We start from the raw sequence: 12,120 nt of genomic DNA on the forward strand, positions 1-12,120 counted from the left end.
GCCCGCGCCAGACACAAGAATGAAAACCAGACACATTCACGGAAAGGGAAACCAATGAGCAAACCATCAATCGGGTTTATCGGCTTGGGACTAATGGGCGGAGCCATGGTGAGCCGACTGTTGGACCAAGGATACTCGGTCGCTGTATTGGGAAACCGCGACCGCACATACCTGGACGCCGCGATAGACCGGGGCGCCCGCGAGATGCGAAACGCCCAAGAGCTGGCTGAGGCCAGCGACATCGTGATGCTGTGCATGGGCACCTCCGAACAGGTCGAGAGCCGGATGCGCGGCGCAGATGGAGTGATTGCGGGATTGAAACCCGGAGCAATCGTCATCGACTTTGGCACCTCGCTTCCAGGCAGCACACGCGCCTTGGCCGAGGAGGTTGCCGCTGCTGGCGGAAGCTATCTGGATGCGCCGCTTGGCCGGACGCCATCGCACGCGCTCGAAGGCAAGCTCAACATTATGACGTCCGGCAACAAGGCTGCCTTCGACAAGGCCGAGCCGACACTGAAGGATTTGGGTGAAAACGTCTTTTACCTTGGCCCCGTTGGGTCCGGACACACGATCAAGCTGATCAACAACTTCTTCGGAATGACCGTTGCGAACGCGATGGCCGAAGCGTTTGCCATGGCAGATATCACCGGAGTTGACCGCAAGCAGGTGTATGACGTTATGGCCGCAGGGCCGCTGCATTCCGGAATGATGGATTTCGTCAAAGCCTACGGAGTCGATAATGATCCAAACCAGCTGGCCTTTGCCATCAAGAACGCGGCAAAAGACCTCGGGTATTATGACCGTATGGCACGCGATGCAGGCGTCACCAGCGTGATGTCGCAGTGCGCGCTTTCGGCGCTAAATGACGCGCGCGACCACGGTCAGGCGGATGACATGGTCAGCCAGATGGTCGACTACTACGTCAAGCGTTTCAACACCTGATCGATGGCTGTCACCGCCAACCCAAATGCAGACCTGCCGCGCCTTGGCATCGTGCTGATGCTGACAGCGTGGCTGTTCTTTTCGCTGGTGGACCTTGGGGCCAAGTGGTTGGCGTTGGCTGGCGTGCCGGCATTTCAGTTGGCGTTCATGCGCTATGCGGGGCACTTTGTGATCTCTGTGGGGGTGATCGCCAAAGGAGGGATTGAGGCCAGCCGCTTCAAGACTGACCATCCATGGCAGGTCATTAGCCGGGCCTTGCTGCTGATCTCGGCAACCGTTTTCAATTTTTATGCCCTGCGGTTTTTGCCTCTAACCGTTGTGTCGGCAATCATGTTCTCAAGCCCGGTCATCGTGTGCTTCCTGTCCGTCTTCGTGTTGAAAGAGAGCGTGGGTCCATGGCGTTGGGCGGCCATCATACTGGGCTTTCTGGGGGTGTTGGTTGTCGTGCGGCCGTTTGGTTCGGCCTTTCATCCGACCATGCTTCTGATCGTTTACAATGCCACCGCGTTGGCTTTGTACTCGATCATGACGCGCAGGCTGTCCGGGGTTGTTGCGGTGGACACCATGCAATTCTACCTCGGGCTTACCGGGACGGTGGTCCTGCTGCCCTTCGCCATCTGGTTTTGGGTCCAGCCGGAAAACACTTGGAGCCTGATAGTCCTGATAAGTCTTGGCGTCTTTGGTTGGTGCGGGCATCAACTGCTGACGAACGCGCATCGATTCGGAACGGCGAACCAGTTGATGCCATTCACCTATTCGTTCCTGATCTACGTTGCGATCTGGGGCTATCTGTTCTTTGACACAGTACCGGACGCATTCACGTTGGCAGGGGCTACGCTGATCATGGTCGCCGGGCTCATCATCTGGAAAAGAGAAAAGAAATGACGCGAATTGCCTGCATCGGAGAAGCAATGATCGAATTGTCCATGCTGGAGACCGGCGCGAAGGTGGGCGTCGCGGGGGATACGCTGAACACAGCCATCTACATGCACCGCGCGGCTCCTGATCTGCAGGTGGAGTATGTGACATGTCTGGGCGACGACCCGTTCTCAGGGCGCATCGCGGACTTTATCGCCAGCCATGGCATCGGGACATCCGGCATCCGCATCATTCCCAACGCTTCTCCGGGACTATACGCGATCACGACCTCTGCGGACGGTGAACGCAGCTTCACCTATTGGCGCAGCGAGGCGGCCGCCCGCCAGCTTTTTGCCGATCATGACTTCAGCTCGCTGAAAGGTTACGACGTGCTGTACTTGTCAGGGATTTCCGTGGCCATTCTTCCGCATTCAGTAAGGGTTGCGCTTCTGGACTGGCTCGAAGGCTCTTCAGTCCGGTTGGTCTATGACAGCAATTTTCGTCCGCGTCTTTGGGACAGCGCCGAACACGCCCGGCAGATCAACCAACGGCTTTGGCAGCGTGCAGATATTGCCCTACCATCCATCGACGACGAGATGGCACTGTTCGGGGAAAGCGCGGATCAAGTGGCGGCACGCTTTACCGATCATCACGGTGTCGGTGCATTGAAACGCGGAGAGGATGGCCCTCTGTCCATTAGTCAGAACATTGACCAAACCTATGAGCCTGCCAAAAACGTGCTGGATACCACAGCGGCGGGCGACAGTTTCAACGGTGGGTACCTCGCAGCCTTGCTGACAGGAAAATCGCAGGCCAAGGCCCTGATGGCCGGACACAATCTGGCGTCCACCGTTGTTCAGTTCCGCGGCGCGATCATTCCCGGATAAGTGACGCGAGATCCTCAGCGCCAACAAGGTCCAAAAGCGGCACTACCGGATCTGGCTGTGTGACAGCCGAGGCGATTTCCAACGCGCAAGGATCGTTCAGCGTCCTGCCCTTGGCGATCTCGGACATGCAAAAGGAGATCCAGGCCCGCATCCCTGCAATCACCGCCTGAGAGCCGGTCTCACGGAGTGTGGGAACAAACCGATACGGCAGCTTCTGGCTGCCATCCATCGCGATTTGGTCCAGACGGTGCGCCAGCTCGAGGTTTTCAAAGCGGCGCAACAAAGCCTCGGCATAGTCCGGAACCTGTACTTGCAGTGCTGCGGGCAGCGTTGCGCCCGCATCCTTCATCAACTCGGTAACCAGTGGGCGCAAAACCGGGTCTCGAACCGCTTCGTGAACGTAGGTCAGGCCTCGCTCCAACCCGGCATAAGCCAAGAGGGAATGGGCACCGTTCAACATGCGTAGCTTTCGCATCTCGTGCGGGGCCACGTCATCGACCAGTTGCACGCCCGGCCAATCCGGATGTGGCCCGACGAAATTGTCCTCGACCACCCACTCCGAGAACGCCTCGGTTGGAACAGCCATAGGATCGCCGCTGATTGCGCGAACGGCGTCCGTGGTAGCCGGGGTGATCCGGTCGACCATCGCGTTAGGAAAGCGAACTGCGTCCCAATTCACGTCCAGACCGGCTGCATTTGCAAAATCGGCAACAGCCATTTCAAGCGTTTTGCCGTTTTCCATGCGATTGTCGCAGCTTAGCACCGTCACTGGCTTGCGCCGTTCCGCGAGGCCAAAAGCGAGAAACCCGATCAGCGTTGCGGGCCCCTGCCCCGCCAGATCGGCAGCAATCGCCGGGTCCTGAAGGTTCAGATTGCCCGCTGCGTCCAAGTGATAACCTTTTTCGGTGACGGTCGCCGAGATGATCTCGGCATCCGCCATCACATTGAGAATCTCGGCGCGATCCTCGGGCGCGACCAGAACGTCCCGCAGAGCTTTTATGCGCCGGACGCCCTGCCCCTGTACGCACAAATCGTACTCGAAACCCTGGCCGGCCAATCCATCCCGAACCGAGGATGAACGCAGGCTAACGCCGACAACGTCCCATCCGCCCGCTTGATCGGTGTAGTCCAGCAAATGCGCCCGGGCGAAGTTTCCAAGGCCGAAGTGAAGAATGGTACCCATCTAGCTTTGCAACCCGTAAACCTGTTTCGCCAGACCGACCGCCAGCAATCGCGCCAGATGCTCGGCACTGTCCCGGCCGAAATAGCCGCGCGCAACCTGCTCAGCCAAATGAATAGAAACACCTCGTCGCCACAGGTCGTGACGAGCTGGAATGGACAGAAAAGCCCGCGTGTCGTCATTGAATCCGGCCAGATTGTAGTATCCGGCCGTTTCAACGACCTGATCGAAATACCGCGCAATCCCGGCTGGGCTGTCGTGGAACCACCAAGGCGGCCCGATCCGAAGGCACGGCCAATGCCCCGCCATTGGCGCCAGTTCACGGGCATAGGTGCTTTCGTCCAATGTGAAGAGAATGATCCGCAGTTCCGGCGAGTTTCCGACCCGGTTCAACAGCGCCTCAAGGCCCGTGACCCAATCCATCGCGATTGGAATGTCAGCCCCCTTGTCCCGTCCGAAGTCCCGCATTACCGCGTCGTTCGTGTTGCGCTTGCTGCCCGCATGTATCTGCATGATTAGACCATCATCGACAGACATCTGCGCCATTTCGATCAGCATATGCCCGTAGAAACGGCGAGCATCCTGTTCGGTCCCTTCCCGCCGTCTCAGCCGATGGTACAGCGCATCCGGGTCTTCCAGCCACTCGGTCTGCACACGTTCGATACCGTGGTCGGTAGCCGTACAGCCCAGCCGGATGAAATAAGCCCGCCGCATTCGCAGCGCATTGAGGTAGCCATCATAGCTGCCCAGATCGCAGCCTGTCAGCTCGGCCAACTTGTTCAGGTTCTGTACGAACTCCGGGTCTGCCCCATCCAAAACCCCGTCTGGGCGGAACGTCGGAATAACTCGCCCGCCCCAACCGCTTGCACGGATATCCCGATGCTCCGCGAGGCCGTCGAGAGCGGAATCCGTGGTGGCCAGAACCTCGATCCCAAACTTGTCGAACAAAGCCCTCGGGCGAAATTCGGGTCGCGCCAGCTTTTCGGCGATCTCATCATAGATCAGGTCTGCTGTGCGCGAAGACAACTCCTCAGACACGCCCAGCGTTTCATGCAGCACGTAGTTCACCCAGATCCGGGATGGCGTTCCCAGAAACAGATGCCAGTGCTCGGCAAAGGTGCGAAACACGGCGCGAGGATCATTTTTTCGCCCTTCTTCCCCAACGCCAAGTTCGGACAAGGGAACACCCTGCGAATAGAGCATACGGAACACGTAATGGTCGGGAACCACCAGCAGCTCTGCCGGGTTGGGAAACGGTGCATCGGTTGCGAACCACCCCGGATCGCAGTGACCATGCGGAGACACGATCGGGAGGTCCTTGATGCCCAGGTACAGGCCTTCTGCCATCCCATTCAAATTACCAGTCAATTCTGCCTCCGATACTGCTGCCCGCAATTGTTAACACAGTTTTTAATGGTTGCATCTTTCCCGTTCGAACCCGCAGACTGACCGGGTGATCCGGGGGAATGAATGAATATTGCGCTGATTGGTTTGGGGATGGTTTCGGGAACGCATGTTGCTGCCATTCAGGCATCGGAGCGAGGTCTCAATCTTGCTGGCGTCCTAGGGCGCAATCCTGAAAAAGCAGCTGAGTTCGCGCAGCGAAACGACACCCGCGCGTTCAGCTCGGTTGAGGAAATCGCAAACGACTCAAACGTCGACTTTGCGATCATCGCAACCCCGCCTGATCAGCGCACTGAGTTGGTGCGGGTTCTTTCGACCGCTTCGAAACCGATCCTAATGGAAAAGCCTATCGAAAGAACGCTTGGCGCCGCGACAGCCATAGTCGAGCAGTGCGAGGTGTCTGGCGTGCTGCTGGGCATCGTTTTTCAGCACCGCGCTCGCGCCGCCTCGCAGGCGCTGAAATCAGCTATTGTACAGGGTGAGTTGGGCGCGATCGCCACGGTGGAAATCCGTGTCCCCTGGTGGCGCGATCAGAGCTACTATGACGAGCCAGGTCGCGGCACTTATGCACGCGACGGAGGCGGTGTCATGATTTCGCAGGCAATCCACACGCTTGACCTCGCGATGTGGCTGTTGGGGCCGATCTCGGACATTCAAGCCATGATGAGAAAAACTCCGTTGCACGATCTCGAGGCCGAGGATTGGGCAGGTGCAATCTTTGAAATGGATAACGGCGCGGTGGGAACGTTGATGGCAACCACCGCCGTATATCCCGGTGCCGCTGAATCTATCACGATCCAGGGCACGCACGCCAAAGCGCATCTGGAATCAGGTGTTCTGACCTTGACCACTTTCGACGGTCAGAAATCCACGGTTGGCGAAACGTCCGCCACAGGCGGCGCGGCCGATCCCATGGCGTTCACCCATGAATGGCACCAGGCGGTCATAGAGGATTTTGCCAACGCCCTCGCCGGTGGAACGCGACCCATGGCCACCGGACGCAGTGCCCTTTTGACCCACGCCGTCATAGACGCGATACAGATCGCCAATCGAACCGGCCAGAAAACACGAGTCATCTCATGAGCCTGACCTGCGTCGCCCTTGGCCTGGACCACCGCCATATCTATGGCATGACGGAAAACATGCGGAAAATCGGCGTGGACTGCGTTGGCTATTGGACACAAGGCGAACCCGAAACGCTGGCGGGCTACGTCAAAAGGTTTCCCGATATTCCACGGCTGGCCCGACTGGAAGACGCTTTAACCTGCGGGGCGGATTTGGCGCTGATTTCCGCAATTCCGGCAGATAGGGCCGCGTTGACGATCCGCGCCATGCAGAACGGTATGGATGTCATGAGCGACAAGCCGGGCTGCACGTCGTTCGAGCAACTCGACCAGATCAAACGGGCGGTTGCGGACACCGGTCGAATCTGGTCGGTGGATTTTTCCGAAAGGTTTGAAACGCCGGTCAGCACCCGGGCGACCGAGTTGATCGAGGTCGGTGCCATCGGGCGCGTGATCCAGACGGTCGGACTTGGCCCGCACCGATTGAACCGGGCAACCCGGCCGGAATGGTTTTTTCAGCGTGACCGCTATGGCGGCATTCTGACCGACATAGCCTCGCATCAGATCGATCAGTTCTTGCACTACACAGGTTCGAAAACCGCAGAAATCACAAACGCCTATGTAGCGAACTACGCAAACCCCAATGATCCCGGATTGCAGGATTTCGGAGAGCTCAATCTTCGAAGCGAGAATGGCACCGGGTACATCCGGGTTGACTGGTTCACTCCGGATGCCTTGCCAAACTGGGGGGATGGTCGCCTGACGATCCTGGGCACCGAAGGCTATATCGAGTTGCGGAAATACGTCGATGTGGGTGGTGCCTCGGGAACAGACCATCTGATCCTCGTCAATGGTGAAACCTGCCAAAAGATCGACGCAACCAACGCCGGCCTTCCCTACTTTTCGCGCCTCGCCGATGACGTCCGTAACCGGACCGAAACCGCAATGGCGCAGACCCACTGCTTTACGGTCATGGAACTGGCGCTGCGTGCACAGGAAATGGCGGAACGAAGATGATCAACGTTGCGATCCTTGGCGCAGGTATAGGTGCGCAACATCTGAGCGCACTGGAACGGCTTGACCGCACCTTCCGCGTAGCCGCCGTCGTCGACCAGAATACGGACCGGATCGAGCAGATTCGACAAAACTCGGATTTTCAAGCACTTACCAACATTCAAGACGCTCTGGATGATCCGGCGATTGATGTCATCGACATCTGCCTGCCACCCCATCTGCATGTACCGACCACCCTTGCGGCACTGGCCGCAGGAAAACACGTTGTATGCGAAAAGCCCCTTGCGACCTCTATGCAGGATGTAGATCGGATCACGGAAACCGCCCGCAGCAAGGGCAAGCATGTGTTTCCCGTCTTTCAATACCGGTGGGGCCCGTCACTGGCCCAAATGCGCCAGTTGCAACGTTCAGGCCTCACCGGAGCGGTCCAAACTGCCGCGCTTGAAACTCATTGGTCCCGGGGGGCAGACTATTACGCGGTGCCGTGGCGGGGAACATGGGCCGGTGAACGCGGCGGCGCAGTGCTGGGCCATGCCATCCACAACCATGATCTGCTGACTCATATTGCGGGTGATATCGCCTGGGTGTCCGCAATGGCCACAACGCGAGTTAACCCGATCGAGACGGAAGACTGCGCCGCGATCTGCTTTGGCATGACTTCTGGAGCTTTGTGCACAAGCAACATCACACTAGGCGCCGCTAAGGACGAAACCCGCCTGCGGTTCGTCTTTGAAAAAGTGACCGCCACCTCTGGCACGGAACCCTATGCCCCGGGTCAAATGCCTTGGACATTCGTCGCGCGGGACCCGTTGGATCAAGCCACTATCGACGACGCTCTTGCCGCCTCCGCTATGGAGCCAACAGGTTTCGAAGGGTTCTTCACCCAAGTCGGCAAGGCGCTACGGTCCGAGGCAAATTCAGTCGTTACACTGCAGGACGGTGCTGCGTCCATCGGCCTTGTGACGGCGATTTATCACGCGGCGCGCACCGGGCAGCGTGTTGCCCTTCCCATCGAGCCCGATCACCCTCTGTATGAAGGATGGCTGACATGAAACAATGCTGGCGTTGGTTCGGACCCGAAGATCCGATCGCCCTGGTCGATCTCCATCAAGTCGGGGTTCAGGGCATTGTCACCGCGCTGCATCACATCCCACCGGGACAGCCCTGGGACGAACAGAGCATCGCCGACCGGCAGGCCGTTCTGACCGCTGACGGGTACAGTTGGGACGTTGTCGAAAGCCTGCCCGTCTCCGAGGCGATCAAGACGCAATCCACAGACATGGCCGAACATCTCCAGGCTTACAAGTCCAGCCTCAGAGCCCTGTCCGCCCGTGGAGTCAAAGTCGTTTGCTACAACTTCATGCCAATCCTGGATTGGACACGCACCGCCCTTCGCGCCCCGCAGCCGCATGGCGGAACGGCCATGCTGTTCGACCTGACCGATTTTGCTGCATTCGACATATATATTCTCGAACGTCCAGGTGCGTCGGAAGACTATTCCAGCGACGTCCAGCAAACGGCCAAGGATCGTTTCTTGCGCATGTCGGATGAATCCAAAGCTCAGTTGCAGCACAATGTCACTGCGGGGCTGCCCGGCGCCAACGATCAGTGGAGCGTGCAGGACGTACGCTCTTTGTTGCGGACATATGCGCACATAGGCCGTGACCAGCTTCGCGCAAACCTCATAGACTTCCTGTCCGAGGTCGCCCCAGAGGCCCAAGAACTAGATCTACGCTTGTGCTGTCATCCGGATGATCCGCCGTTCTCGTTGCTCGGTCTGCCGCGGGTCATGTCCAGCACCGATGACTACGGCGCCGTTCTGGATGCGGTTGATTTGCAGGCGAACGGCGCAACGTTGTGTACCGGCTCGCTGGGAGTGTCCCCCGAATTCGATGGGCCGGACTTCGTGCGTAGACATGGCGGCCGGATTCACTTTGTTCACTTGCGGAACACCAGACGCATCGCGGGGTCATACAGCCAGAAGCCAGACTTCTTTGAGGCCCCGCATTTGGAGGGCGACACAGACATGGTCGGCACCATTCGCGAGTTGATGAACGAACAGCGCCGCCGCAAATCCCAAGGGCGTGGCGACTGGCAAATTCCGATGCGGCCCGACCACGGACAAGAACTGCTGAGCGATCTGGGCGGACAGAGTACTCCTGGCTATCCGCTGATCGGACGAATGCGCGGGCTGGCGGAACTACGCGGCATAATGGCGGCATTCTCGTAACGCGTCGGATCAGACAGTTTCTTTCCACACGCAACACTTCTTTGCTTGCCTGAGCGCTGCATTCTTCGTTTACTTACGGTACGTAAACGGGCAGCGGGGTGTCTTCCGGACTCGCCCGACGTCTGCTCAAGACGCGTGAAACTCCCGCGAAAACCGATGCGATTGGGCATCATTTTTCGAAACGTCTGCCATACGGAAATGGCAGAAAAACGGGAGGATTCCAAATGAAAACAGCAGGCGTAATCGGTCTTGGCGACATGGGCAGCGGCCTTGCCAAGAACCTGATCAAGAATGGCTTTGAAACATCCGGTTTCGACCTAAGCGAGACGCGCATGACGGCATTTACCGACATAGGTGGCCTGGCCAAGGACAGCGTGGGACAGGTCGGCCGTCACGCCGCCAGTGTGTTTGTCATGGTGATGAACGGAGATCAGGCCCGCGATGTCATTCTGGGTGAAAATGGCTTGGTTGCGAACATGGCCAAAGGCGGAACTGTCATCCTGTCGGCGACCATTACCCCGGCCGAAGCAAGCGCTATCGGGCAAGACATGGAGGGCGCAGGCATCCACCTGATCGACACTCCGGTCTCGGGTGGGTTTCCCGGCGCGCAGAACGGCACATTGACGATGATGGCTGCCGGCGCTGCGGATGTGCTGGACCGAAATGCCGAAGTCATGCAGGCAGTGTCGGCAACAATTCATCGGGTTGGAGAAAACGCCGGCGACGGGCAAACCGTGAAAGCCTGCCTGCAATCTCTGATCGGATCGATCTTTTCCGCCACATTCGAGGCTGCAGCCCTGGCGGCCAAAGCCGGTGTCAGCGGTCAGGCATTGCTTGATGTGTTCTCGTCCTCCAGCGCGGGGTGTGGCGTCGTGAATACCGCGCTAGAGAACATCATTGACCGTAAGTTCGAGGCCACCGGCAGCCATATCGCAACCATGCATAAGGACCTGACGATCTCTCTGGCACTGGCGGGTGCGCTGGGCGTTCCCATGCATACTGCCTCGTCCGCAATGCAGATCTTTCACGCAGGAAAAACCAAATACCCGAATGGTGACAACTGGGTGTGTACTCGCGTCATCGAAGAAATCGTTGACGCAGAATTGCATCGCTGAGGGGACCGGACATGAAATTAGGTGTAATTTGCGACGGCATTTCCCGCGATCTGCGGCATGCCGTGGACGTGATGGACGAGTTCGGCCTGGACTATGCAGAGCTTCAATTCGTTGGCGATGCGGAGGTCGGGGATCATTCCCCGCAGGAAATCGCCGAGATCAACGCGCTCTTGCGCGACCGAGGCAAGCCTGTATCATGTCTGTCGCGCCATATCTTTGCGGGGATGACAGCTGCCAATAGGCCCGGCGACGACCTGCACACTCGGCATATGGACGCCTTGAAACGCGTAATCGACATGGCGCATGTTGTTGGGTCTCCGCTGGTTCGGATCATGACCCAACGAAAAGAGCAGATACTGTGGGGAAAAAACGGCGCCGAGAAGTGGAACGTAGCGCATGGGGTATGGGACTCGATGCCGCCGCTGATCGCGCCGGCGGTTGAACTGGCAAGAGCTGAAGGCGTGACGCTTGTCGTGGAAACCGGAAACGGCACGCTGGTCAACTCCAACTATACAGCCCGCAAGCTGATTGACGATTTGGACGCAATAGACACTTTGAAAGTGCTGTGGGACCCCGGAAACAACTGCTGGTGCCATGAACTGGCATATCCGGACGGTTATGAAGAACTGCGCGGCGGCTATCTGGGTCACATTCACATCAAGGACGTGAAGGTTGACACGCCACGGGCAACGCTGGAAGTGCGCTGCATGGGGGAAGGTCAGCTTGCGCCTCTGTTCCAACCCATCGCGGACGCGCTTAGATTCGACGGCTATAATGGCGTCATTTCTTTCGAAAGCGTTTATCACCCCGGCAACGGGAATTTCGAAGATGGTTTTCGTCTGTGTGTGGACCAGTTTAAAAGCCTGTTTGCATGAACATGCAGTCAATATGCGTTCAAAATCAAAAGTTTGATCCCCATTGCTGAATGCCAATTGGGATGTAGAAAGCTGGTTGCGATCGCGTGATATCAAGGAAAGGGCCTGCTGGATGAAGCAAGAGTTTTTTGACCTGTCCATTGAAACGCCGGGCAAATCCCTCATCGACATCAGCGGGATCGTTCAGCGTGCGGTGTCCGAACACGAATTTGTCTCGGGCCTGTTGACCCTTTGGTGCGTCCACACCGGTGCCGCGCTGTTGGTGCAAGCCAATGCCGATCCCGAAGTGCTCAAGGATATCGAGACGCTCTTCGAGAAACTCGTACCCAAGTCACCAGGCAAGTATCACCACCGCCCGACCGAGGACGACAACGCTCCATCGCATCTGCGGGCGCTGTTGACGCAAACTCAGGTATCGATCCCGGTCGAACAGGGGCAGCTTCCGCTGGGTCGCGTACAAAGCCTGTACCTGTTCGAACATCGGGAAGCACCCAAGGCACGCCGATTGCAGGTGCACTACATCGGGACGTGATGCCTTGGATCACATGGAG

The 12,120-nt window shown here is 58.1% G+C and carries 11 protein-coding genes and 1 pseudogene; 10 read left to right on the forward strand and 2 right to left on the reverse strand.

The genetic code is table 11. The features are described 5' to 3' along the window. Window positions 1–15: 15 nt before the first annotated feature. From GOV90_RS11205 to GOV90_RS11215, 3 genes and pseudogenes are all read left to right on the forward strand, one after another. Window positions 16–942 (forward strand): annotated as a pseudogene (locus GOV90_RS11205) (NAD(P)-dependent oxidoreductase); the annotation flags it as partial. A 3-nt stretch (window positions 943–945) separates the two neighbouring features. Then, window positions 946–1,827 carry a DMT family transporter gene (locus GOV90_RS11210; RefSeq protein ID WP_170383330.1) on the forward strand — a complete coding sequence of 294 codons (882 nt, stop codon included), beginning with the start codon at window positions 946–948 and terminating at the stop codon, window positions 1,825–1,827. After that, the gene (locus GOV90_RS11215; protein WP_171092072.1) at window positions 1,824–2,687 is read left to right on the forward strand and encodes a sugar kinase; all 864 of its coding nucleotides are present in this window, start codon (window positions 1,824–1,826) and stop codon (window positions 2,685–2,687) included. The genes GOV90_RS11210 and GOV90_RS11215 overlap by 4 nt, the downstream gene beginning before the upstream one ends. On the opposite strand, the gene GOV90_RS11220 is transcribed toward GOV90_RS11215, so the two are convergent. Further along, entirely contained in the window at window positions 2,674–3,870 is a 1,197-nt protein-coding gene (locus GOV90_RS11220; RefSeq protein ID WP_171092074.1) for a mannitol dehydrogenase family protein, read from the reverse strand. The two genes, GOV90_RS11215 and GOV90_RS11220, sit on opposite strands and share 14 nt — an antisense overlap. Further along, window positions 3,871–5,214, reverse strand: coding sequence for a glucuronate isomerase (gene uxaC / locus GOV90_RS11225; protein ID WP_171092076.1), 1,344 nt, complete (start codon window positions 5,212–5,214; stop codon window positions 3,871–3,873). Window positions 5,215–5,337: 123 nt separating this feature from the next. Between uxaC and GOV90_RS11230 the strand changes: the two genes are divergently transcribed. From GOV90_RS11230 to GOV90_RS11260, 7 genes are all read left to right on the forward strand, one after another. Then, window positions 5,338–6,354: a Gfo/Idh/MocA family protein gene (locus GOV90_RS11230; protein WP_171092078.1), complete on the forward strand. Its 1,017-nt coding sequence runs from the start codon at window positions 5,338–5,340 to the stop codon at window positions 6,352–6,354. Continuing rightward, window positions 6,351–7,352: a Gfo/Idh/MocA family protein gene (locus tag GOV90_RS11235; protein ID WP_171092080.1), complete on the forward strand. Its 1,002-nt coding sequence runs from the start codon at window positions 6,351–6,353 to the stop codon at window positions 7,350–7,352. Before GOV90_RS11230 ends, GOV90_RS11235 begins: the two co-directional genes overlap by 4 nt. Further along, window positions 7,349–8,401, forward strand: coding sequence for a Gfo/Idh/MocA family protein (locus GOV90_RS11240; RefSeq protein ID WP_171092082.1), 1,053 nt, complete (start codon window positions 7,349–7,351; stop codon window positions 8,399–8,401). Before GOV90_RS11235 ends, GOV90_RS11240 begins: the two co-directional genes overlap by 4 nt. After that, window positions 8,398–9,579, forward strand: a complete 1,182-nt coding sequence (uxuA, locus tag GOV90_RS11245; RefSeq protein WP_171092084.1) for a mannonate dehydratase — start codon at window positions 8,398–8,400, stop codon at window positions 9,577–9,579. Before GOV90_RS11240 ends, uxuA begins: the two co-directional genes overlap by 4 nt. A 224-nt stretch (window positions 9,580–9,803) precedes the next feature. Beyond that, complete coding sequence (locus tag GOV90_RS11250) at window positions 9,804–10,694, forward strand: NAD(P)-dependent oxidoreductase (RefSeq protein WP_171092087.1); 891 nt, start codon at window positions 9,804–9,806, stop codon at window positions 10,692–10,694. 11 nt (window positions 10,695–10,705) lie between these two features. Further along, window positions 10,706–11,569 (forward strand): sugar phosphate isomerase/epimerase, encoded by an 864-nt coding sequence (locus tag GOV90_RS11255; RefSeq protein ID WP_171092089.1) that lies wholly within the window; start codon window positions 10,706–10,708, stop codon window positions 11,567–11,569. Window positions 11,570–11,681: 112 nt separating this feature from the next. Then, entirely contained in the window at window positions 11,682–12,101 is a 420-nt protein-coding gene (locus GOV90_RS11260) for a secondary thiamine-phosphate synthase enzyme YjbQ (protein WP_171092091.1), read from the forward strand. Window positions 12,102–12,120: the final 19 nt, after the last annotated feature.

Source organism: Ruegeria sp. HKCCA5929 (assembly GCF_013034525.1).
Classification (GTDB): Bacteria; Pseudomonadota; Alphaproteobacteria; order Rhodobacterales; family Rhodobacteraceae; genus Ruegeria.

Excerpts from the sequence above, each read along its gene's own strand:
- uxaC (WP_171092076.1), bottom strand. The coding sequence starts at position 5,214 with ATGGCAGAAGGCCTGTACCTGGGCATCAAGGACCTCCCGATCGTGTCT.
- GOV90_RS11260 (WP_171092091.1), top strand. The coding sequence starts at position 11,682 with ATGAAGCAAGAGTTTTTTGACCTGTCCATTGAAACGCCGGGCAAATCC.
- GOV90_RS11255 (WP_171092089.1), top strand. The coding sequence starts at position 10,706 with ATGAAATTAGGTGTAATTTGCGACGGCATTTCCCGCGATCTGCGGCAT.
- GOV90_RS11230 (WP_171092078.1), top strand. The coding sequence starts at position 5,338 with ATGAATATTGCGCTGATTGGTTTGGGGATGGTTTCGGGAACGCATGTT.
- GOV90_RS11220 (WP_171092074.1), bottom strand. The coding sequence starts at position 3,870 with ATGGGTACCATTCTTCACTTCGGCCTTGGAAACTTCGCCCGGGCGCAT.
- GOV90_RS11240 (WP_171092082.1), top strand. The coding sequence starts at position 7,349 with ATGATCAACGTTGCGATCCTTGGCGCAGGTATAGGTGCGCAACATCTG.
- GOV90_RS11210 (WP_170383330.1), top strand. The coding sequence starts at position 946 with ATGGCTGTCACCGCCAACCCAAATGCAGACCTGCCGCGCCTTGGCATC.
- GOV90_RS11235 (WP_171092080.1), top strand. The coding sequence starts at position 6,351 with ATGAGCCTGACCTGCGTCGCCCTTGGCCTGGACCACCGCCATATCTAT.
- GOV90_RS11215 (WP_171092072.1), top strand. The coding sequence starts at position 1,824 with ATGACGCGAATTGCCTGCATCGGAGAAGCAATGATCGAATTGTCCATG.
- GOV90_RS11250 (WP_171092087.1), top strand. The coding sequence starts at position 9,804 with ATGAAAACAGCAGGCGTAATCGGTCTTGGCGACATGGGCAGCGGCCTT.
- uxuA (WP_171092084.1), top strand. The coding sequence starts at position 8,398 with ATGAAACAATGCTGGCGTTGGTTCGGACCCGAAGATCCGATCGCCCTG.